Below are 23,409 nucleotides of genomic sequence, written 5' to 3'. Positions count from 1 at the left end.
GCACTGCACTACGTCTCGAAACCCAACGAAAGAGAAACTTGAATTGCTCGAGTTTCTTGCTGGCATTAAGTAAGAAAGATGTATTTCAATCTTTCATTAATGTCAATTTTGAATCCGAAGATTCGATTGTGTTTGTTTCACCGGCAGAACCGATTTCCCAAACTGTATTTCGTTGACGTTTTGCTGTTCAGTTTTCAAGGTTCAATAGAGGAGTAAACGAATTGTGTTGAGTTCCTCAATTGTCGTTTGCTGTCGGTTAGTGTTGCTCGCTCCCGACTGCTTAGTAAATATACCAAGACCGCAATCAAATGTCAACACTTTAATAAAAGTAATTCAGAAATACTTTTAAAAGCCTATTCCTACAGGGTTTTACTGACCATATTATATTGGCTATCGCTCCTCCCCTATCTCTGGCCAGTACGCAATCTCCCTTTACAATTAGCTGCATGGCTATAAATTCATAGAAAAGCAGCTCTCGAACACTTTCGAGAGCTGCTTCTATATTATCCGTTCGGTTTAATAAATATAAAGTACAGTATGAAGATAAACCATAAACCATACATGATTGGATGGACTTCTTTTCTTCTTCCACTCACGATCATTGTGATTGGATAAAAAACGAATCCGATTGCGATTCCTGTTGCAATGCTATAGGTAAGTGGCATTGCAATGATTGTCAAAAATGCAGGTACGGCGATTTCAAAGTTCTTCCATTCAATGTTACCAAGTGAAGAAACCATTAGTACGCCTACTATAATTAATGCCGGCGCAGTCACGTGGGATGTGATAACCATCAGAAGCGGCGAGAAGAATAACGCAAGCAAAAATAAAAGACCCGTTACTATAGAAGCAAAGCCAGTTCTCGCTCCTGCGGCAACACCTGCAGATGACTCAATATATGAAGTCGTTGTCGAGGTTCCGAAGATGGATCCTGTGACTGTTGCAAGTGAATCCGCAAGAAGTGCTTTACCCGCCCGTGGCAATTTATCGTCCTTCATCAATCCTGCCTGGTTTGCAACTGCAACGAGTGTACCCGCAGTGTCAAAAAAGTCAACGAATAAAAACGTGATGACGATAACAAGAAATTGTGTTGTCATCAAGGAAGCTGGATCATTGAAAATTGCTTCGAATGCAGCACCGAATGTCGGCGCAACAGATGGTACTTTAGCAATGACTGTTCCAGGAATCTCAATAAGGCCAGCAATCATCCCGACGATCGTCGTTGTAATCATTCCGTAAAAAATTGCCCCTTTAATTTTACGTACCATCATGATGACTGTAATAACAAGACCAAAAATCGCAAGCAATGTAGGCTTATTCGACAAATCACCCAATGCTACAAGTGTATTAGGGTTCCCTACGATGATGCCAGCATTTTGGAATCCAAGAAATGTAATGAATAGCCCAATCCCTGCACCTACCGCAAATTTCAATTGTGCCGGGATTGCATTAATGATAAGTTCTCGTAAACCTGTAAGAGATAAGATGATAAAAATAAGTCCAGAAAATAAGACACCTGTCAAAGCCGTTTGCCATGGGATTCCGCTACCTAGTACGACCGAGAATGCGAAAAATGCATTCAATCCCATTCCAGGTGCAAGTCCAATTGGATATCTCGCAATAATCCCCATAAATAGACTTCCAACCGCCGCAGCAAGTGCTGTTGCGACGAATACCGCTCCCTTGTTCATCCGCATCGCTTCAGGCAAATCAGGAATCGCGTCCAATGATAACATCAGTGGGTTAACAACAAGTATGTATGCCATTGCAAGGAATGTTGTCAATCCACCGATGATTTCACGTCGATAATTCGTGCCTAGCTTGTCAAATTCAAAATACTTCTTCACTCTGCATCTTCCTTTTTTTCATATTTTTCAAATTAAAAAAAGAAACATACGATATAATGTCGTATGCTTCTCCAATCCAAATTCAAATAGAAGGCACTAGCCCCTTCTATCGAATCGTAGTCGGAACATTTAAGGCGTTCCGGTAGAAACTTTCGGGCCATATCCCCGAACTTATACGAATTATCTATTCAATTGATGACCAGATTTATTCCCACTCGATTGTGGAAGGTGGCTTGTTCGTTACATCTAAGAGGACACGGTTAATACGTGGCACTTCTCTTGTAATGCGTGCGCTCAGCTAGGATTTTTCACCAAACACCAAAACAGGAATTTCTACTTTATTCGTGTTATTCTCGTCCTCAATTGTAGCAGGTGAACCCCCACTTTACAACGTTATTATTTTGAATAATCAACAAGCCCCTTCATATCGTCTCGTTTACTGAATCAAGTGGTGTGCGTGTATAAGGTACACCACTCAACCGTTCTAATTTGACTGAAATATCGGAAATGCGGGGCTCCCCCTTACAAGGCTCAGCGACAGATTTCAATCCTCCGCCTACCTATGTTCCACCCTTAGTTACAGGGACACTCTGCGACGCTCCTGCTGCTCTGTAAACAGCTCTCGCGTTCCGTACCACCTGCTGAATAAAATCAATGTTTTACAGGGTATTATAAAATAATTAGATAAGAAAAAAAGCCATATAAGCTACTCATTCTCTTATCCATGTTACACTATACCAAACAACTGATTATTCAATTGTTCAACTAACGCAACAGGATAGTTGAAGAAGAATCTTTGGTAAAAACGTGATGATACCTTATATTTTTATAAATTAAATATAAGTGGGTAAACAAATAAAATAAGTGAGGGGAAATTATGAAAACTTATCCTTTAACAGAAAATGATTTTAAATTAATCGATGAAGCTAAAAGTAAAATTACTAGCCTCTATGAAGACGATAGACACCATGTAGGGGCAGCGTTAAAAACAAAGTCAGGAAATATTGTTTCTGCGGTACACATAGAAGCATACATTGGACGGGTTACAGTATGTGCCGAAGCTATCGCTATTGGAAATGCAATTTCAAACGGAGAAAGATACTTTGATACAATTGTTGCCGTTAGACATCCTTATTCTGATGAAAAAAATAGAGAGTTAAGAGTAGTTAGTCCATGTGGAATGTGCAGGGAATTAATTTCCGATTATTCACCAGAATGTTTTATTGTTTTAGATATAGATGGTGAGTTACAGAAAACTAAAATTGGTGAACTAATTCCACTTAAATATAGTCGAGAATCATAAACGAAAAATCTTCTTCAACTAACCGGATGTGCTTTAGTTTAATAAGAATAGGACTTGCGTGTATGATTGATTTTCATATATGCAAGTCCTTTTGTTATGCTCTCACACATAGGAAAAAGCGGTAGAGTGATGACTCTACCGCTTTCTATTGGTTCTAAGGATTTCTTAGACAACAGGAAATCATAGATTACATGGCTATTGTGTAGATACCAATCTTCTATGTCATCACAACATGCTCGTATTGAATGTACTTCTTCATATGGATTGCTTCAACCTGTTCAACATCTTGTATCTCAAATTCCGCTTCCATGAAAGCTTGCCAACGCCTCAACCGCCAAATACACATCTCAACATACTTTGGTTTACGACCAATGATTTCTTGATTCAATTTAAAATCAACAACCAACTCGATAATTCTCGTCATAAAAAAAGACCTCCCTTTCATCATGAATAACATGAATAAAGGAAAGTCCTATTTTACAACGCAATCGTTGCAGGTAAATGAATTTAAACCCTATCACAAGCACCGTGAACCCTTGATACGACTGCTCTCACAGACATCCGCAAGTCAAAAGTCACTCCCACTCAATCGTGCCGCCTGGTTTTGGAGACAGGTCATAGCACACGCGGTTTACATTTTTCACTTCATTAATGATCCGATCAGTGATTTTCAAAAGAATTGGCCAGTCGAGTTGTTCCACCGTCGCTGTCATCGCGTCTACTGTGTTTACTGCGCGAATAATAACTGGATATTCGTATGTACGCTCATTGTTGCGTACACCGACAGATTTGAAGTTCGGAACTATTGTAAAGTATTGCCAAACCTTCTGATCCAATCCAGCGAGTGCAAATTCTTCACGTAAAATAGCATCTGATTCGCGTACTGCTTCTAGACGTGCAGGCTCAATCTCTCCTAAAACACGTACCCCTAGACCAGGTCCTGGGAATGGTTGACGATATACCATTTCATGTAGAAGACCTAACTCAACACCACAAGCACGTACTTCATCTTTAAATAACTGGAATAATGGCTCCACTAACTCAAATTGCAAGTCTTCTGGAAGTCCCCCAACATTATGGTGAGATTTTACGGCTTTATGCGTTTTCGTGCCGGATTCTACAATATCTGGATAGATTGTCCCTTGTGCCAAGAAGTCAATCCCTTCAAGTTTTCGCGCTTCTTCTTCAAATACGCGAATAAATTCATTACCGATAATTTTGCGTTTTTCTTCTGGCTCATCTACACCTTTTAGCTTGCCTAAGAAACGCTCACTTGCGTCCACGTAAATAAGGTTATCTTCAAGGTCTTTTTCGAACATTTTTATAACGCCCTCAGACTCATTTTTACGCATTAAACCGTGGTTTACATGCACACAAACTAATTGCTTACCAATTGCCTTAATTAATAATGCAGCAACGACAGACGAATCCACACCGCCTGAAAGAGCCAGCAATACTTTTTTGTCTCCCACTTGCTCACGAACTAAAGTAATTTGATCTTCAATGAAGTTTTTCATATTCCAGTTAGCTTCCGCTTTACAAGTATCGAAAACGAAATCTTTTAACAGTACTTTCGTTTCCTCTTCACTTGGCCATTGCTCTAGCGCTTTCACTGCTTTTGTTGATAGGTGGTTTACGCTAATCACCGGAATATTTAAAGAGTAAATTTCATCTAATACATCGATTGCTTCGCCATCAATGATATTATTTTTACCACCATTTAAAATAATACCTTTTACCGTTTTTAACTGTTCAATATTTTGAGCTGTAATGTCATGGGGGTGAATCTCACTATACACACCTAGTTCGCGAATCCAACGGGCAATGGTTGTATTTTCACTACTACCTAAATCCAATACTAAAATATTATCCTGTTTCAAGTTGATCCAACCTCCTCTTAATCCTATTATTCTACCCTTTCCCGGCTGTTTTACCAAATGTTTTTTACTTCATCGGTAACCAAATTATATTACGAACGTTTTATCTTCTACGATTATAGCTCAAAATCAACCCGAAGTCCTATTGATTAAATCTTCCCACATTTCCTTCAAGTTTCCCCATTCCTGATCTGTTGTATTCCCACCGTACAAACCTTTTTCATAAGCCTGTGTAAGAACCCTCATCTTTTCCCCACCGAAAAATTCATCAATTTCTATTGCGTATTCGGATAGTGTCATTCCACTCGCTCGTTTTATACCGTAGCGATCTAACTGTTTCAATAAACTCTTGTATTGCGTTGAAAAAGTTTTCCAATTGCTTTTTTCGGAACGATGGAATTGGATAAGTAATTTCGGAAGCCATCTCACCCGGATAGCGTAAATTCCCCAGCTAATCAAACCCAGTATAAAGATACCTACAATAAGTTTCCATACGTTATTTTTGACCCAGTTATTCAATGACTCAAACAACTTATCGATTTCGAAAGATTTTTCTGCTTTATTTGGCTTTTCAGGTTTTTTCGGCTTCTGTTTTTCCTTCTCTTTCATTGCTGGTGCTTCAGGATCACCTAAATCCAATTCGATATCAAAATCAATGTTAGACTGACCACTAAAACCGATTGTCGGTTCAAACGGCATCCAACCAATCCCCGGCATGTATGCTTCAACCCATGAATGCGCTTCATTATTGGTAACTCGGTAGACGTGTTCACCATTTGCATCTTTCACCGCTTCACCCGGTGCAAATCCTTTCACCCAGCGTGCAGGGATATCAGCCGAGCGTAACATGACAACCATCGACGTAGAAAAGTTATCACAATAACCTCTCTTTGTATCGAAGAGAAACTGATCGACGTAATCGTCTTCTACTTTTGGAACAACAATATCTTGTTGGGCATAGACAAACCCATTTCTACCAAAATACATTTCGATTGCCTTCGTTTTTTCATACACGCTATCGTATTTTCCAACAATTTCATCCGCAAGTTCCTTCACCCGCCCTGGCAATTGATCAGGTAGTTGCAAATAGGGTGAGAAGTCTTCGTTCGAAGTTGCAAAGTCATCCATTGTTGTCGCTCTTAATTGTTTCATACTGTATTTCGGTTCTTGAAAGTCAATTTCATATGCATCAAGTGCACCTTCTATGCCATTGATAACTGTCCTGTACTGCCCTGCCGATTGCGCATGTAGTAGAATTACATTTCCAGCAGCAGAAACTCTTCTTATCCCATATGGATACAAGAGGAATGGGAATTCTTCCGCCACTTTCAATTGCGCCTGTTGTCTAGGACTATCGGATGCACTTACATCCATCCCCCCTAGCTCCCCCCCCATAGTATAGGACATATGCGATTCTGACGCGGAATTTTGCTCCCACCCTTTGGACGTATACGTGTTTTTCGTTTCGATTTTCCAATATTGTTTACTAGCCACTTTAGCTTCAAGTACCAGCGTGTCATCTTGCTCGAATGAACCTCCGAGTGCGCTATCGTCAGGATCATACCCACTCGTAGAAATCCCTGTACCCATTCCGCCTTCTCCGGTGCCTTGTACAATCGATTTAAAGTACGGCAGCGGATCTGGCCAGATAGGTTCCTGTTTTGGCAGGAGGTTCGCAAATGCCCCACTGAAGGTAACAACAACTAAAAGCGGCGCCGAAATGGCGATGAATGACCTCATCGACAGAACTACATGATGCTTTTCAGCGAGCCTAGATATATACAGTAGGCCAAGGAGCATTAATCCCGTCAACATAATTCTGAAAATAGCTGCGTCCGCCGAAAATGGACTGAACGTATCGATGAATGCTATAAATATGACGGTCATGACGTAAAAAAGGAAGATGCTTCTCCTCACTTCAATCCAATGACGGATAAGATACGTTGTCATCCATAAAAGTAAAAAGAACAGAATAGTCCGGAATGGATTCGTAAGATTCTCCCAATTTCCACCCATAATAATACCTGTATTCGATAAAATATCCGGCAACAGTTGTACTGCCGTTTCCTTTGTGAAAAATACTTTCTCAAGAAAAACATAGTGAACGGCCCAAACCACATAGATGATTTTAATGGGTACCGTAACCCACCACTTAGCCCCTACAAGTGCCATCAAAAACGTCATTGCGATAAACACCAAAAACAACCACAAGTAACCCGTGTCTGTCAGCACTATGACCGGAATAAGCCATTCCCTTAACAGGAGGAATGCAAGTATATACAGAAGAGCAAGAAGCCTTCTATCGATTCCTATGCCATTCATAATCGAGCCACCTCTTTAAATGCTTGTGCAAACTGTTTCCGACCTAGAATATGCACAATGATTCCCTTAGATTTCGCTTGTCTAATGTTATTTTCCATCGTTTCCGGCATCACTTCATCCTGTTTCACGACAATGAAACAAATGATTGACTTCACATTTCCGACATTACGCAACAGAGATTGGATGAACAACTTATCAGGATTTCCGGTAATCAGCACAATCGAACCGCCGTGCTGAATGGCAGTTCCAAAATCCATTACCGAGTCAGCCATCCCTTCTTCAATTGGCTTAATTTTCGCCAAATGAACAAGTGCGTGGTGAAGCTGTTCATCAGATTGGATGAAAGGAAAAAGAGTAGGTTCCGAACCTGTTGTCAAAAATGCAAGACCCACTTGATGACCCGCAGCCTCTTTCAATGTAGACGCTACAAGTTCTAGTTGTTCCTCGAACATCTCCGTTTTACGACCATCCAATATCAAAAACAACTCTTGTGACCGCTTATCTTCAAATTCTTTCGTCATCAAGTTCTGCGTTCGCGCAAATGATTTCCAGTGAATCCATGTTACCCGGTCTCCAGCTTGGTAATCACGAACTCCAGTCGCCATTGTTGTATCTTTGACAATGTTTAACGGGGATGCCATCGCACCACGATCATATTGGGTATCAATGGGTACATAATGAATATCCGTTATTTTCGGAAAAACAACAATCGTATGCGATTGTTCAATGAATTTCGTTTTTCTAAGCCATCCAAAAAAATCAGAAACTTCAACCTCAACCCCTTGAAGTACATGCTCTCCTCTGGGCATCCGTTCGATTTCATATTCCCATTTCATTTCTTTCCTTAAACCAAAAATGAATAAGCGTTTTAATTGTTCACCTGCCAATAGGGGAATTTCCTGTTCCTCCCATTTTTCAGTCACAACTGTATAGAGTAATGGAAATCGGCTTTGACGCCTAACCGATAGAGAAACAATCAACTTACCGCCATTTTCCACATCTGGTGTACAAATTGTCCGTATTACAGACAAATCTGACATCGGATACAAAAACAGCGCAACGGAATAAATTGAGAAAGGTAATAAGGTGTAAAAGATAGTCCAACTGACCCCACCACCTTGAAACATCGCAAAGATGAATGACGATGCTAAAATAAGCACTATAAATAGGACTCGTCCAACAATGCCAAACTGTTTTACACTTTGTCTCATTTAACTCGGATCCTGTCCACTGGCACATGCACTGTTGTTAATATCCGCTCCACAATTTCCATCGTGGAAATTCCTTCATATTTCGCTTCAGAACGCAAAATCATACGGTGACCGAATACGAAAGGTGATAAGTACTGGACATCATCTGGCGTAACATACGTCCTGCCCTTTATCATTGCATATGCTTGGCACGCTTTCATGAGAGCTAGCGAACCGCGCGGACTTACTCCTAAATACACGGATGGATTTGTACGCGTCTGTGAAGCACATTCAACGATATACCATTTTATCGTATCGTCTACAGTTACATTTACTACAGCCTTTTGCAGATCTTTAAGGTCCTCGAGTGAGATGACCGTTTCTAAATGGTCAATCGGCACCCTCTTTTCAGCTCGGGTTAGCACTTCAATTTCCTCTGTTTTTGTTGGATAGCCCATTTTTAATTTAAAAATAAAACGATCCAATTGCGCTTCAGGAAGCGGGTATGTTCCCTCGTACTCAATCGGATTTTGGGTCGCCATCACAAAAAAGGGCTGTGGAATCCGCATCGTTTCCCCGTCAATCGTCACCGATGACTCCTCCATCCCTTCTAAAAGCGCTGATTGGGTCTTGGGTGATGTACGGTTTATTTCATCGGCTAAGATGATGTTTCCCATAATCGGCCCCGGCCTGAACTCAAATTCCATTTCTTTAGGGTTATAGATTGAAACACCAAGAACATCTGAAGGTAGTAAATCAGGAGTGAACTGGATTCTTTTAAAATCTGCACCAATCGATTTAGCAAGCGCTTTCACCATCATCGTTTTTCCAACACCAGGTACATCTTCAAGCAGGACATGTCCACCAGCAAGAAGTGCAGTGACACTTAGTTCGGCAATATCCCGTTTTCCAATCATCACTTGATCGATATTTGTTAAAACTTTTTCAATCATCTCTTTATGTGTCATCACTGGCCCTCCATTTATATACAACATTCAGTTTGTCCAAAAATTAACAAAACTCACCTTCATGATACAGGAAGTTATTTGTTTCTACAACTTAAGTAACTAACAATAAAGGGCTTCCCTATAGGAGCCCTTTTAGTTCATTTCCAAAAATTATCGAAGATGGTAATCGGCAAATGCCTTTTGTGTTGCGAGCGTGAAAAATAATGTTCAATAATTTCACTGGATTTTTCCATTGTCTCTTTTCCTTCAAGATAATCATCGATTTGATCATAAGTAACGCCAAGTGCAACTTCGTCCGGTATAGCAGGCTTGTCCTCTTCCAAGTCCGCAGTCGGTACTTTCATATAAAGATGCTCAGGACAACCTAGTTCCTGTAGTAATTGTTTTCCTTGCCGTTTGTTCAATCTATAGATAGGCATGAGGTCTGCTCCGCCATCCCCGAATTTCGTATAAAAACCGGTAATCGCCTCCGCTGCATGATCACTGCCAAGGACAACACAATTATGCATTGCTGCGATGGAATATTGGACCTTCATCCGTTCCCGCGCCTTTTCATTTCCTTTAGCGAAATCGGATAATATCACACCAGCAGCAGTTAACGTACGTTCACTCGCATCTACCGATTCTTTTATATTCACGGTGTAAACCATTGATGGTTTGATGAAGTCAAGGGCATCTTGACAATCAGCTTCATCGAATTGATGGCCGTACGGTAACCTGATTGCAATGAATTTATAACGGTCCATCCCATCTTCAAGATTTAGTTCATCAACAGCGAATTGAGCAAGTTTACCAACAAGCGTTGAGTCCTGCCCACCTGAAATACCAAGCACGAACCCACTCAAAAATGCATTCTTTCGAGCATATGCTTTCATGAAGTCTACCGATTTGCGAACTTCCTCTTCAGCATTAATTATCGGTTGTACTTTCAACTGAGCAATGATTTCCTCTTGCAAAGACATCCTCATTCCTCCCCGTCTATGAACTCTTCCACCATTTCCTGCACTTCTCTGATATTACGCATTTTATTGTCCCAACATTTCTGACTTAAGTCGACCGGATATTCTTCCGGATTAAGTGAACGTTTATATTCATCCCATAATAATCCTAAACTTTCTTTCGCGTAGTCGCGCATTTGTAAAAGTGTTGGATTATCATAAATAATCTTCCCTTGTTCGACAACTTTCACATGCAGGTCTTTCGCCTCAAAATTCGTGACGAATTTTGAGACAAATGTGTGGACAGGGTGGAACATTTTTATACGTTTTTCAGATGCTGGATTTTCATCATACATCGTGATGTAATCCCCTTCAGCTTTGCCGTTTTCCCGGTCGATAATCCGGTACAGCTTTTTTCGGCCCGGCGTTGTCACTTTTTCTGTTGTTGAAGATATTTTAATTGTATCTTCCATTTCACCCGTAGTGTTTTCAATCGAAACGATTTTGTATACCGCACCAAGTGCAGGCTGGTCATAAGCAGTGATTAATTTCGTACCAATTCCCCATACGTCCACCTTCGCGCCCTGCGCCTTCAAGTTGAGAATTGTATACTCATCCAGATCGTTTGAGACAACCACTTGCGCATCCTTGAATCCAGCTTCATCCAACATTTTGCGCGCTTCTTTCGATAGAAATGCAATATCCCCACTATCAAGACGGACGCCTCTGAAATTGATTTGATCGCCAAGATCTTTTGCAACTTGGATGGCTGTCGGTATACCGATTTTCAATGTATTATATGTATCCACGAGGAAAATACAATCCTTATGGCGCTGCGCATATGAATGAAATGCCTCATACTCATTTTTATAGGCTTGCACCATGGAATGGCCATGCGTACCTGCTACGGGGATATTGAATCTTTTTCCCGCCAACACATTACTCGTCGCTTCAATTCCACCGATGAATGTCGCGCGTGCTCCCCAAACGGCCGCATCGATTTCATGTGCCCGACGGCTACCAAACTCCATCACCACTTCATCCTTTACGACCTGTTTGATGCGACTCGCTTTCGTTGCGATAAGTGTTTGGTAATTAACAATATTAAGAAGGGCCGTTTCAATCAGTTGTGCTTCTGCAAGGGGTGCTTCCACTCGGATAATGGGTTCATTCGCAAAAACGAGTTCACCCTCTACCATTGAGTGTACAGTTCCCGTGAAGCGTATATCTTTCAAATAAGCAATGAAATCTTCTTTATAGCCAAGCTCATCCCTTAAGTACGCCAAATCACTCTCGCTAAAATGAAAATCTCTTAAAAAATCAAGTACTCTTTCAAGTCCCGCAAATACCGCGTAACCATTCCCGAACGGTAATCTTCTGAAAAATAATTCGAAAACGGATTTCCGATTATGAATACCATCCGCCCAGTAAGATTCTGCCATGTTTATTTGATAAAGATCCGTATGTAATGCCAAACTATCATTTACATAATTCGAACTCATTCCAATTCTCCTTCTTCCGATTACTAAATTACTAATAGTATACACTATTTATCCAGAATTCGGACTTGTACGACACAAAACGACAATTACAATTCGACTTAATCCGCTCGATTTGAAAATTAGATTGACATATCTAACTATTATAAATACACTTAATAATATTATCAAGATTATTCCACGTATTATATGGTATCACCTAAAACTGGTTCAATCATTACTATTTTAGAGCGATTAACCACTCGTAAACTGCCTTTACAGCACTAGACTCCAAATTTGTTGTCCAATCTCTTTATCCACGTATTTTTTTTAGGAATGCCTAGTACATTGAATGGAGTGTCCGCATGAATAACCAACCGGTATTGGATGTTAGTCAATTAAAAACTTATTTCTACTTAGGCGAAAATCGAGTTGCTAAGGCCGTCGATAATATTTCATTTTCTATTTTTCCAGGTGAAACCGTTGCACTCGTTGGAGAGTCTGGCAGTGGAAAAAGTATAACTGCACTGTCCATTATGCAACTCATTAATAAACCAGGACGTATTGTAGACGGCACAATTACAATGAATGATCAGAAATTACTCGAATTAAAACCAAAGCAAATGACGAATATTCGAGGCAATGACATTGCAATGATTTTCCAAGAACCTATGACTGCTCTAAATCCGGTGTACACGATTGGAAGTCAAATAACCGAGATTCTTAGAAAGCACAAAAAAATGAATAAGAAGGATGCCCATCAAGAAGCAATTGAACTACTAAAAGTCGTTGGCATTCCACGCCCTAAAGAAATTTTAAAAGAATATCCTCATCAACTTTCAGGCGGAATGAGGCAACGCGTAATGATTGCAATGGCAATTTCATGTGAGCCGCAATTGCTAATTGCCGATGAACCGACGACAGCTTTAGATGTAACCATCCAAGCACAAATTCTCGATTTAATGGCCGAAATGCAAAAAAAGTTCCAGATGTCCCTACTGCTTATTACACATGATCTTGGAGTTGTTTATGAATACACAGATCGTGTAATGGTGATGTATGGAGGACAGATTGTTGAACAAGCAGCCACAAAAGAACTTTTAAAACTTACAAAACACCCATACACACAAGGCTTGTTGGCTAGTTTGCCAAATCTAGACGAGGATGTGGAGCGTCTTGGAACGATTAAAGGCACCGTTCCGCCTGCCTACAGCTTTCCGCATGGTTGCCGATTTTCTAGTCGTTGTCCATATGTAATGGAAAAATGCACACAATCAAACCCAGAATTAAGAGAATATGATACAGGTCATTTTGTCCGTTGTTATCTTTATGAGAACGGAGGCAGTATAAAATGACACTAACAACTAAAGATGAACAAGAAATACTTGTAGACGTAAAAAATATTAAAAAGTACTTCCCTATTAAGGGCGGCGTTTTAAAACGTACAATTGGTCACCTAAAGGCGGTCGATGATGTTTCTTTCACCATTCGCAAAGGCGAAACTCTTGGAATTGTCGGTGAGTCAGGGTCTGGAAAATCAACGTTAGGTCGTGTTATTCTGCGCTTACTTGAACCGACAGATGGTCAAGTTATCTTTAACGATGTAGACATCTCTTATTTAAGTCAAAGAAAAATTCGTCCGCAACGTGAGGATATGCAAATTATTTTCCAAGACCCTTTTGCTTCCTTAAATTCAAAAATGAGTGTAGGACAACTTGTAGAAGAACCATTAATTGTTCAGGGGAAAATGTCTAAAGAAGAAAGAAAAAAACGAGTGATTGAAATCATTGAGAAAGTTGGATTACGAGCAGATGATCGGCAAAAATATCCGCACGAATTTTCTGGAGGGCAACGACAACGGATTAGTATAGCAAGAGCGCTCGTGATACACCCAAAATTCGTGATATGCGATGAACCCGTTTCTGCGCTCGATGTATCCATTCAAGCACAAGTGTTAAATCTTATGAAGGACCTTCAAGATGATTTGGGACTTACCTATTTATTTATCGCCCATGATTTAAGTGTCGTAAAGCACATAAGTGACCGGGTTGCCGTCATGTATCTGGGAAGATTTGTAGAAATAGCACCTAAACAAGCACTCTATACTAATGCACTCCATCCATATACTCAAGCCCTGCTCTCTTCAATACCTGTAATCGATTTAAACGAAGAGAGCAATCACAAACAGAGAAAAATTGCGTTGACTGGGGATTTACCAAGTCCGGCAAATCCCCCCTCGGGATGTACATTTAGAACAAGATGTCCCCAAGCACATGATCGCTGTGCTATCGAACGACCTGAATTAATAGAGTTAGAGACAGATCACTTTGTGGCTTGTCATTTGTATTCAGAGGAATAATGTCACAACTTTTAGGGGGGTGGTGTGCACATTATTATTCGCAGTAAATTTATGTTCATTATCAAAATTGAAAAGGGGGAAATAGTATGTTTAAACGTTATAAACCTAGTATAGTTCTGCTCGCTTTATTGTTAATACTTGGGCTTGTGTTGTCAGCTTGTGCTAAAGACAAGGTAGAGGGCGTCAAAAAGGATGATCCAGCAACAGAAGGTAAAAAAGACGGTGAGAAAAAAGCAGCAAATGATGGACCAACGGATGGTGGAACAATAACGGGTGCCATGTATTCTGCACCAGCGGGGATGTTCAACCCTATTTTCTATGACGATTCTTATGAAGCCAATATTCTTGATTTTACACATGAAGGTCTTTTTACTCAAAACGACAAGCTTGAGTTTGTCGCCAATTTGGCCAAAGATTGGAAATTAAATGATGACCAAACAGAACTTACTCTTCACCTTGAAGAAGGGGTAAAATGGCATGATGGTGCGGAATTCACTGCGAAGGACGTTGTTTTCACATACAAATCGATTGCGGATCCTGACTACGTTGCAGCGGGTGGAGTTCGGTCAAACTACGTTGAGCCGTTGTTAGGTTTTGAAGCTTACAACAAAGGTAAAACAAAGGATTTTGAAGGTGTAGTTGCAGATGGCGATTATACTGTTATCTTCAAATTTGAGGAGCCAAGTGTGACACCACTGTACACCGCAAGTTTCACAATCATTCCAGAACACATTTTCAAAGACATTGCTATTAAGGATATTCCATCCACACCGGAATCGCTTGAAGGTGGAAAAGTTATTGGAACTGGACCCTTTAAGTTCACTGATATGATTGAACGTGAACAGTATGTTCTTGAGCGTAACGTAGATTATTGGAAAGGTGCACCGCATTTAGATAAAATCGTTTGGAAAGTTATCGCACAATCCGTTATGACAGGTTTACTTGAAAAAGGCGAACTTGATTTTGTTGCTAGTCCGGGCGGGATTCACCCGGCAGACTTTGATATGGTGAATGAATACAAAAACATTGAAATTATTGAACAACCAGACTTTGGGTACCAAATACTTGGATTCAAACATAATCACCGTACAACGGCAGACGTTGAAGCAGGTGTCATAGAACCAGCTAATTGGGTACCAAACAAAAAGCTGTCTAATCCAGTTGTAAGACAAGCGATTGCCTATGCAGTTAACCGTGAGGGCTTAGTTGGTGAAGGACACGGCAAGGGCCTTCTACATGGTCATGGTCAACCCATTAACTCGCCAGTTGCTACGCAGTTCTGGGCTTATGACGATAAAGCGGCCATCAATTACACATACGATCCTGACAAAGCGGGGGAAATGCTCGATGAGGCGGGCTATGTCGATAAAAATGCAGACGGATTCCGTGAAGATCCGGACGGTAACGAATGGATTCTAAATATGGATTACCCGACTGGAAACGAATTACGTGAAAAATCAGCTCCAATCATCCAAGAACAGCTTGAAGAAGTCGGCATTAAGGTGAATTTACGTCAGCCAAAAGAAATGTCTGCATACGTACCAGGCCTTACGGACGACAATACGGACTGGGATTTATATTTGATTGGCTGGACTCTAGGTAGTACTGATCCTGATCCATCAGGCTTGTGGGCAGCAAAAGCTGGTTATAACTTCTCTCGTTGGAACAACCCTAAATCTGGTGAGTTGTTACAAAAAGCAGTCAAAGCGCCTGAAGCCTTTGAACAAAACTTCCGTGCTGATGTGTACGGCGAATGGCAACACCTCTTCTCGGAAGACTTGCCAGCACTACTTCTTTACGCTCAAAACAGTATTTGGGCATACAACGATCGTATAGAAGGTATTATTGCACTTCCACACACGATGTATCAAGATTCACACACATGGTGGGTTAATGACGCAAAATAATAACTAGAAGGACAACACATGAGGGTATGCGGCCCTAATCGCATACTCTCCTCCTTCATGGGGGGCATAGTATGTATCAATACATTATAAGAAGAATATTAGTATTTATCCCAATGTTATTAGCCCTGTCTATCATCGTATTCGGATTAGCTAAGGCAGCTCCAGGAGATCCACTTTCGGGGAAAATAGTAGACCCAAATATAGACCTGGCAGTTTATGAACAGCAACGGGAGGCTCTTGGGTTAAATAAATCGATACCTGTTCAGTATTTCAACTGGGCTAGTTCTGTTGCACGAGGTGATTTTGGCGAATCGATAGCTTATAAAGGACGATCCGTTCAAAGCCTAATTACGGAACGAATTGTAAACACATTATACTTAGGTTTGGTTGCCCTCGGCATCACGTTAGTCGTTGCTATCCCGATTGGTATTTACTCAGCACGCAACCCGTACTCACCGTTGGACTATGGTGCTACAACATTTGGATTTTTTGGACTGGCGACTCCCAACTTTTTCTTTGGTCTTGTCGCAATTTATCTTTTATCGATTAACCTCGGCTGGTTTCCTGCCCAGGGAACAACATCGAGTACAGGCCTTTCAGGTTTTGCGGAGTTTAAAGATCGAATACATCATATGGTCCTACCCGGGTTGACGTTAGGATTGGCTGGAACAGCAACGTATATGCGGTATATGCGATCTGAAGTTTTAGATGTGCTTGGTAGTGATTATATTCGAACAGCGAAGGCAAAAGGGATGAGCGATCGAAATGTTTTGTATAAACATACGCTTCGTAATGCCATGATCCCGATTATTACACTAATGGGTTTCGAATTCGGTGCCCTATTAAGTGGTGCGATTATTACAGAACAAGTTTTTAATTTCCCTGGTCTTGGTACGTTGTTTCTTAGCTCCATAACGAACCATGATTATCCTGTTATTATGGCAATCGCTCTCCTGTTAGGTGTGGCTATACTCATAGGGAATTTACTAGCAGATATCTTTTACAGTATTGTCGACCCGAGAATTCGCTATGATTGAGGTGCTGACGTAGGATGCAAACTAGTCAAAATAATACAATTCAAATTGAATCCATAGATCAACCAGATAGGAAACATAGAAGCCCTCTTCAATTATCGGTCCATCGTTTTTTGAAAAACAAATTAGCTCTGGTCGGTATTATTGTTTTATTTGTAATTATTTTAGGTGCCATTTTTGCACCGTATTTAACAGATCATGACCCTAGGAAATCCAATCTGATGTTAGTTGAACAAGGCCCTAGTAGTGATAACATCCTAGGTACAGATGCTTCAGGTCGAGATAACTTTGCCAGGTTATTGTATGGAGCTAGAGTTTCTTTAACTGTCGGATTTAGTGCGATGTTATTTACACTCTCGATTGGCTTAGTCCTGGGAGCGTTAGCCGGATATTATGGCGGTAAAATTGATAATTTTATTATGCGACTCACTGATTTAGTACTTGCCTTACCGTTTCTTGTTTTAGCTCTAACAATAATTGCATTGTTAGGGAAGGTTACCATAGGCATTTTTGTAACAGTTATCGCAATTACTTCATGGCCAACGTTAACACGGATTGTAAGAGGTTCATTTCTTTCACTCCGGGAACAAGAATTTGTACTTGGTGCGAGAGCCATTGGGGCAAGTGATTTCAGAATAATTTTCAGACACTTTATCCCTAATGCCATTGGACCGATTATCGTTAACGCAACATTAATGATGGCTACAATGATTATTATCGAATCTGCCTTAAGTTTTATCGGCTTTGGGATTCCACAACCTACACCAACCTGGGGAAATATGATTTCCGAAGCACAAAGTATTCGGATTTTACGTTATCATCCAGAAGCATGGATTCCACCTGGTGTTGGAATATTAGTAACTGTACTAGCGATTAACTTCATCGGTGACGGATTACGTGATGCATTTGATCCGAAAAGTGATCGTAGATAAAGCGAACCTCCCAGCACTGAGGGGGCGATGCACAGGATCTGCTCGTGCAGACGTTTCCATAAGGTCGGTTGGTCGGCCCTTTTAGTACGGGGTAAAAAGTATAATTTTAAAAGCCATTCAACAAATCTGAATGGCTTTTAAAATTGAGTTTTGTTCATATAAAGTTAATCTTCAATCAGTGGGGGTCTTATTGCCCGTTAATGCGGGATAACACAAGTCGGATCTTACTTTGCGCAATATCTTTCAAAAGTTGGTCTGTCCCTGTCATCGTCAAACCCCTCCCCTTATTGCCTTCAAATGTAAATGTTCCCACCAACCTCTTGAAACTCCTTCGCCTTTTCCTCTAACCCCTTTTCAATAGCAAGCTTTTCTTCTAACTTATTCTCATCGGCATATTTACGGATGTCATGCGAAATTCGCATACTGCAAAACTTAGGTCCACACATCGAACAGAAATGAGACACTTTCGCGCCTTCAGCTGGCAATGTTTCATCATGGTATTCAAGCGCCCGTTCAGGGTCAAGACCAAGATTAAACTGGTCTCTCCAACGGAATTCAAAGCGTGCTTTCGAGAGGGCATCATCTCGATTCTGAGCGCTCGGATGACCCTTCGCAAGATCAGCTGCATGCGCCGCAATTTTATAGGCAATAACCCCTTCACGTACATCATTTTTATTAGGCAGTCCCAAATGCTCTTTTGGCGTCACATAACAAAGCATCGCCGTACCGAACCAACCAATCATCGCCGCCCCGATTGCTGACGTAATATGATCATAGCCCGGCGCAATATCTGTTGTTAACGGACCTAACGTATAAAACGGTGCTTCTTGACAGACTTCCATTTGCTTATCGACGTTTTCTTTGATTAAGTGCATCGGCACATGTCCCGGACCTTCAATAATAACTTGAACATCATGCTTCCATGCAATTTTCGTTAATTCGCCCAGCGTATCTAATTCGGCAAATTGTGCTTCATCATTAGCATCCGCAATAGAGCCTGGACGTAAACCGTCTCCCAAAGAGAACGATACGTCGTACTGCTTCATGATTTCACAAATCTCTTCGAAATGAGTATATAAGAAACTTTCTTTATGATTAATCATGCACCACTGCGCCATAATCGAACCGCCTCTTGAGACAATTCCCGTCACTCGTTTCACAGTCAGCGGAATATAGCGCAACAGGACCCCCGCATGGATTGTAAAATAGTCGACCCCTTGCTCCGCCTGCTCAATCAATGTATCACGGAAAACTTCCCAGCAAAGCTCCTCCACTTTGCCATTCACTTTTTCAAGTGCTTGATAGAGTGGCACAGTGCCAACTGGAACCGGGGAATTACGGATGATCCATTCACGTGTTGTATGAATATCACGGCCCGTGGACAAATCCATAATCGTATCCGCACCCCAACGCGTTGCCCACGTCATCTTCTCTACTTCTTCCCCGATAGATGAAGAGACGGCAGAGTTACCGATATTAGCATTTATTTTCACATGAAAATTACGTCCGATAATCATGGGTTCCGCTTCTGGATGGTTGATGTTTGAAGGGATAATTGCGCGTCCCCTTGCAACTTCATCCCGTACATATTCAGCTTCCAGCCCTTCACGAATCGCGATGAATTCCATTTCAGGCGTAATAATTCCTTGTCTCGCATAATGCATTTGCGTTACATTGCTACCCGTTTTCGCACGCAGCGGTTTTCTATTCAAAAGGAGAAAGTTTTTATCTTCCTTCACATTTTTCTTACTGTAACCATTGTCTTCCGGCTGCACTTCCCTGCCTTCATATTCCTCCACATCTTTCCGCCCAACTATCCAATTCCTTTTAAGTGCAGGGAGACCTTTACGGATATCCACTTCGTATTGTTCGTCTGTATATTTACCACTTGTGTCATAAACACGGAATGGCTCGTTCTCAATCTCGCCGGCATCTGTCACTGTAGGGGAAAGTTGAATCTCCCTAACTGGGACAAGAATATCTTCCCTACTCCCCTGGATATACACTTTTCGGCTTGCTGGAAAACTATCATGGATATGAATCGTTTGTTCTTCTTTTGCGATTTTCATCTCGTCATCGTCTCCTCATTCGTTAATTTTCAGGAAGACCATGACTCAGACCAAAAAGGGGATGCGACAACAAAAAAAGACCAGATCCATTAAAAAACGGACCTAGTCTCTCTAAATTAAACATACAAAAAAGTATGTCGCTGTTAGATTTAGATACTTCCCCACGCTGGTACGAGCCAGATCAGGTCCAAAGAGTTAGGAAAACTTAAACGTTTTTTCCCTCTCAGTCCGGACTAACCGGACACCCCTAGTTCAAACTTATTCAATTAATCTATCGAACAATTCCAAGTATAACGAACTTCTTTTAATTGTCAACAAATTTCACTTTGTCTACTATATAAGTTGAACGAAAGATCAACGGCCCATTTATACTTGAATAGTTGAAACAAAAGTGTAAAACTTAAATTCAACTTATATAGGTGAAAGCGAGGTCACACAAGGGAATACTTCTATTTGATTTTGGGCGTCGAAGCTATCGCCGTAATGAATTTACAATTTATCGGGTCGTGTTCAAGAAGAAATAAGGGAATACCATGATTTTACTAGAGGAACAAATCATGTATAATTATACCTTGTACGACTATGACATAACTATGAATATGAAGGGTGGAGAAACAATTGAAAAAGGTTAAATTCATATCATTTTTACTTGTTCTAATGCTTATCATCGCTGGATGTGCCAACGAGAAAAGTAGCACAGCACAGCCTAAAACCACGAAAGTTCAAGGCGAAAAAGTAGAAATGACAATATCAGCAGCCATCAGCCTAACGGATGCCCTTGAAGAAATTAAAGGAGTCTATGAAAGTGAGCACAATGTCAAATTGACTTACATCCTAGGCGGATCTGGTAAATTGGCACAACAAATCCAACAAGGTGCGCCGGTTGATGTGTTCTTCTCAGCCAATCAAGACTGGATGGATACATTGGAAAAAGAAGATCTTATAGTCAATGAAACACGTCAGGATATCACCGGGAACAAAATTGTACTTATCACCGGGAAATCTTCGGCTATCAACTACAAATCCATAGATGAAATCGCGGCAGATGACATCGAGCAAATTGCAATCGGTAACCCTGAAAGTGTGCCAGCTGGCCAGTATACGGAACAGCTGCTGCAAAAGCTAGATAAATGGAGTACTTTGGAAAATAAAATTGTACTCGCTCAGGATGTCCGTCAAGTACTGACTTATGTTGAAACAGGGAATGTTGACATCGGTTTTGTTTATGAAAGTGACGCAATCACTTCCAAGGAAATCAAAGTTCTAGCTACTGCGGATAGCAGCTTACATGACCCGATTATTTATCCAGCAGCCGTTCTAAAAGATACCAAACATGAACAACAAGCATCCGAGTTTGTGAAATTCATGACAACGGACAAAGCACAAGCTATTCTGGAGAAACACGGATTTAGAAAATGAATTAAGGTGATTTGCAATGAGTGACGTAAACTTTTCTCCATTATGGCTATCCTTTAAAACGGCTGCAATCGCAACCATAATCGTATTCATCATCGGTGTATTGTTGGCGCGTTTGATGGCCCGAAATTCTTTTCACGGTAAAAGTATAATCGAATCGGTTATTTTATTGCCACTTGTTCTTCCTCCAACCGTTGTTGGCTTCGGATTGCTCTATCTTTTCGGTAAGAATGGATTTTTAGGACAAATTCTTAAGAACTGGTTTGATTTCCAAGTCGTCTTCTCTTGGTATGCAGTCATCATTGCCGCGGTCGTCGTCTCTTTTCCGCTCATGTATCAAAGCGCAGCGGCGGCATTTAAGCACTATGACCCGACAATTGAAAATGCTGCCTATACAATGGGCGCTTCCAAGTGGAAAGTTTTCTGGACTATCTCTTTCCCGCTCGCTTGGCCGGGATTGTTAGCCGGACTAGTGTTATCATTTGCCCGTGCGCTAGGTGAATTCGGCGCAACACTCATGCTCGCTGGTTATATTCCGAACGTGACAGATACGATTCCGTTAGCCATCTATTTCGCGGTCGAATCTGGCAATATGGATATGGCGAAGTTTTGGGTATTAATTATTGTCCTAGTCGGTTTTAGCGCCATCCTCTGGCTAAACTGGTGGAGTAAACGGAACATGATGCGCTATTCCGAGCGGCGTAAAGAGTAGTGCGAAGGAGGCCAATTATGCTTACTGTAACGATTCAAAAAAAATTAGCCCATTTCGACCTGGATATTGAATTTACTGTTACCAAAGATGAAATCCTCGTTCTTTTTGGTCCATCCGGGTCAGGAAAAACGACCATTCTTAACTGTATTGCAGGTCTAACAAAGGCAACCAGCGGCTCCATTCAACTGAATAATCGTCCTTTATTCGAAGCAAAAAAAGTAAACGTGCCTATTCAGCGGCGCAAGATCGGCTATCTCTTCCAAGACTACGCACTCTTTCCACATTTAACTGTTTGGAAAAATATCGCGTATGGCATGAAGTCTGAAAGCTTCGCGAAGGAATTGATGGTGGAATTGCGAATTGACCACTTGGAAGAGAAATACCCGAACGAAATTTCAGGCGGGGAAAAACAGCGAGTAGCCATTGCACGTGCCCTCGCAACAGAACCCGATCTCTTACTTTTGGACGAACCTTTTTCCGCATTGGATGACGCGACCCGCGCAAGAAGTCATGAGGAATTGCTAAGACTGCATAAGCTTTGGGAAATCCCAATCATCCTTGTGACGCATAGCCATTCGGAAGCGGAGAAACTAGGTAGTCGTATTTTGTATTTGGATGAGGGGAAATTGAAATCAGCCATGTTAACATATGGCTGATTTTTTTATTATGGTTTACAAATACAACATAACGGTTATAATGGTTATAACACATAAAAATATAAATATATATTTGAATCTTGTTCTAAAATACTTTCTAAACGCTAAAGATAGAAGGAGGGATTATGGATATGGTGGTGAAAGTAGTGGAAAGAAAAATCACTAAAGTAGGCAATAGTCTAGGCGTTACGCTCCCGGCTGAAGTGCTAAGTCATATTCAAGCAAATCAGGGGGACGACATAAAATTTCATCTAGAAGAGAATGGCACTGTTTCATTCAAGAAAACCACAAATCTGAATCTTGATGGATTAGAGGGAATCGATCAAGATTTCATTGATGGCGTAAAGGAATTGTTCGAAAACTATGATACCACTTTGCGGAATCTTGCTGATAGATAATCC

At 40.9% G+C, this 23,409-nt stretch carries 21 protein-coding genes and 2 riboswitches; of the genes, 10 read left to right on the top strand and 11 right to left on the bottom strand.

Going from position 1 to position 23,409, the window contains the following annotated elements; translation table 11 throughout:
- Positions 1 to 503 precede the first annotated feature (503 nt).
- Together H4683_RS18730 and H4683_RS18725 are read right to left on the bottom strand one after the other, a co-directional pair.
- Positions 504 to 1,847 carry a solute carrier family 23 protein gene (locus H4683_RS18730; protein ID WP_192600357.1) on the bottom strand — a complete coding sequence of 448 codons (1,344 nt, stop codon included), beginning with the start codon at positions 1,845 to 1,847 and terminating at the stop codon, positions 504 to 506.
- 97 nt (positions 1,848 to 1,944) lie between these two features.
- Positions 1,945 to 2,046: riboswitch (purine riboswitch) on the bottom strand.
- A 6-nt stretch (positions 2,047 to 2,052) separates the two neighbouring features.
- Positions 2,053 to 2,133, bottom strand: a complete 81-nt coding sequence (locus tag H4683_RS18725) for a GMP synthase (glutamine-hydrolyzing) (protein ID WP_338062497.1) — start codon at positions 2,131 to 2,133, stop codon at positions 2,053 to 2,055.
- A 591-nt stretch (positions 2,134 to 2,724) separates the two neighbouring features.
- On the opposite strand from H4683_RS18725, the gene H4683_RS18720 reads away from it, so the two are divergent.
- Positions 2,725 to 3,150, top strand: a complete 426-nt coding sequence (locus H4683_RS18720) for a cytidine deaminase (protein WP_192600356.1) — start codon at positions 2,725 to 2,727, stop codon at positions 3,148 to 3,150.
- 217 nt (positions 3,151 to 3,367) lie between these two features.
- Here H4683_RS18720 and H4683_RS18715 read toward each other — a convergent pair whose 3' ends face one another.
- The 7 genes from H4683_RS18715 to H4683_RS18685 form a co-directional block, all read right to left on the bottom strand.
- Positions 3,368 to 3,574, bottom strand: coding sequence for a hypothetical protein (locus tag H4683_RS18715; protein ID WP_192600355.1), 207 nt, complete (start codon positions 3,572 to 3,574; stop codon positions 3,368 to 3,370).
- Positions 3,575 to 3,725: 151 nt separating this feature from the next.
- Positions 3,726 to 5,015, bottom strand: a complete 1,290-nt coding sequence (gene guaA, locus H4683_RS18710) for a glutamine-hydrolyzing GMP synthase (RefSeq protein ID WP_420826588.1) — start codon at positions 5,013 to 5,015, stop codon at positions 3,726 to 3,728.
- Positions 5,016 to 5,156: 141 nt separating this feature from the next.
- Positions 5,157 to 7,349 (bottom strand): DUF4129 domain-containing transglutaminase family protein, encoded by a 2,193-nt coding sequence (locus H4683_RS18705; protein ID WP_192600354.1) that lies wholly within the window; start codon positions 7,347 to 7,349, stop codon positions 5,157 to 5,159.
- Positions 7,346 to 8,560, bottom strand: a complete 1,215-nt coding sequence (locus H4683_RS18700) for a DUF58 domain-containing protein (protein WP_192600353.1) — start codon at positions 8,558 to 8,560, stop codon at positions 7,346 to 7,348. The genes H4683_RS18705 and H4683_RS18700 overlap by 4 nt, the downstream gene beginning before the upstream one ends.
- The gene (locus tag H4683_RS18695; RefSeq protein WP_192600352.1) at positions 8,557 to 9,507 is read right to left on the bottom strand and encodes an AAA family ATPase; all 951 of its coding nucleotides are present in this window, start codon (positions 9,505 to 9,507) and stop codon (positions 8,557 to 8,559) included. Before H4683_RS18695 ends, H4683_RS18700 begins: the two co-directional genes overlap by 4 nt.
- 137 nt (positions 9,508 to 9,644) lie before the next feature.
- Positions 9,645 to 10,469 carry an ammonia-dependent NAD(+) synthetase gene (nadE, locus tag H4683_RS18690; protein WP_192600351.1) on the bottom strand — a complete coding sequence of 275 codons (825 nt, stop codon included), beginning with the start codon at positions 10,467 to 10,469 and terminating at the stop codon, positions 9,645 to 9,647.
- A gap of 2 nt (positions 10,470 to 10,471) precedes the next feature.
- Entirely contained in the window at positions 10,472 to 11,947 is a 1,476-nt protein-coding gene (locus H4683_RS18685) for a nicotinate phosphoribosyltransferase (RefSeq protein ID WP_192600350.1), read from the bottom strand.
- A 341-nt stretch (positions 11,948 to 12,288) separates the two neighbouring features.
- Between H4683_RS18685 and H4683_RS18680 the strand changes: the two genes are divergently transcribed.
- From H4683_RS18680 to opp4C, 5 genes are all read left to right on the top strand, one after another.
- On the top strand, positions 12,289 to 13,278 hold the full coding sequence (locus H4683_RS18680; protein WP_192600349.1) for an ABC transporter ATP-binding protein: 990 nt from the start codon (positions 12,289 to 12,291) through the stop codon (positions 13,276 to 13,278).
- Positions 13,275 to 14,282: an ABC transporter ATP-binding protein gene (locus H4683_RS18675; protein ID WP_192600348.1), complete on the top strand. Its 1,008-nt coding sequence runs from the start codon at positions 13,275 to 13,277 to the stop codon at positions 14,280 to 14,282. The genes H4683_RS18680 and H4683_RS18675 overlap by 4 nt, the downstream gene beginning before the upstream one ends.
- An 86-nt stretch (positions 14,283 to 14,368) precedes the next feature.
- A complete protein-coding gene (locus H4683_RS18670) occupies positions 14,369 to 16,189 on the top strand; it encodes a peptide-binding protein (RefSeq protein WP_192600347.1) in 1,821 nt (606 codons plus the stop codon).
- Positions 16,190 to 16,260: 71 nt separating this feature from the next.
- The gene (locus tag H4683_RS18665; protein ID WP_192600346.1) at positions 16,261 to 17,226 is read left to right on the top strand and encodes an ABC transporter permease; all 966 of its coding nucleotides are present in this window, start codon (positions 16,261 to 16,263) and stop codon (positions 17,224 to 17,226) included.
- A 14-nt stretch (positions 17,227 to 17,240) separates the two neighbouring features.
- Positions 17,241 to 18,155, top strand: a complete 915-nt coding sequence (gene opp4C, locus H4683_RS18660; RefSeq protein WP_192600345.1) for an oligopeptide ABC transporter permease — start codon at positions 17,241 to 17,243, stop codon at positions 18,153 to 18,155.
- 187 nt (positions 18,156 to 18,342) lie between these two features.
- On the opposite strand, the gene H4683_RS22020 is transcribed toward opp4C, so the two are convergent.
- Both H4683_RS22020 and thiC read right to left on the bottom strand, forming a co-directional pair.
- Positions 18,343 to 18,471, bottom strand: coding sequence for a hypothetical protein (locus H4683_RS22020; RefSeq protein ID WP_275403099.1), 129 nt, complete (start codon positions 18,469 to 18,471; stop codon positions 18,343 to 18,345).
- A complete protein-coding gene (thiC, locus tag H4683_RS18655) occupies positions 18,449 to 20,224 on the bottom strand; it encodes a phosphomethylpyrimidine synthase ThiC (protein WP_192600344.1) in 1,776 nt (591 codons plus the stop codon). Before thiC ends, H4683_RS22020 begins: the two co-directional genes overlap by 23 nt.
- A 141-nt stretch (positions 20,225 to 20,365) precedes the next feature.
- A riboswitch (TPP riboswitch) is annotated at positions 20,366 to 20,483 on the bottom strand.
- 359 nt (positions 20,484 to 20,842) lie between these two features.
- Here thiC and modA point away from each other — a divergent pair.
- From modA to H4683_RS18635, 4 genes are all read left to right on the top strand, one after another.
- The gene (gene modA, locus H4683_RS18650; RefSeq protein ID WP_225942222.1) at positions 20,843 to 21,643 is read left to right on the top strand and encodes a molybdate ABC transporter substrate-binding protein; all 801 of its coding nucleotides are present in this window, start codon (positions 20,843 to 20,845) and stop codon (positions 21,641 to 21,643) included.
- Between the two features lie 16 nt (positions 21,644 to 21,659).
- On the top strand, positions 21,660 to 22,352 hold the full coding sequence (modB, locus tag H4683_RS18645) for a molybdate ABC transporter permease subunit (RefSeq protein WP_192600343.1): 693 nt from the start codon (positions 21,660 to 21,662) through the stop codon (positions 22,350 to 22,352).
- A 17-nt stretch (positions 22,353 to 22,369) separates the two neighbouring features.
- Positions 22,370 to 23,008 (top strand): ATP-binding cassette domain-containing protein, encoded by a 639-nt coding sequence (locus tag H4683_RS18640; RefSeq protein WP_192600342.1) that lies wholly within the window; start codon positions 22,370 to 22,372, stop codon positions 23,006 to 23,008.
- 131 nt (positions 23,009 to 23,139) lie between these two features.
- A complete protein-coding gene (locus H4683_RS18635; RefSeq protein ID WP_192600341.1) occupies positions 23,140 to 23,406 on the top strand; it encodes an AbrB/MazE/SpoVT family DNA-binding domain-containing protein in 267 nt (88 codons plus the stop codon).
- Positions 23,407 to 23,409: the final 3 nt, after the last annotated feature.

Origin of the sequence: Sporosarcina limicola, assembly GCF_014873855.1 — a bacterium.
Classification (GTDB): Bacteria; Bacillota; Bacilli; order Bacillales_A; family Planococcaceae; genus Sporosarcina; species Sporosarcina limicola.
This window is presented reverse-complemented; position numbering and strand designations above follow the sequence as displayed.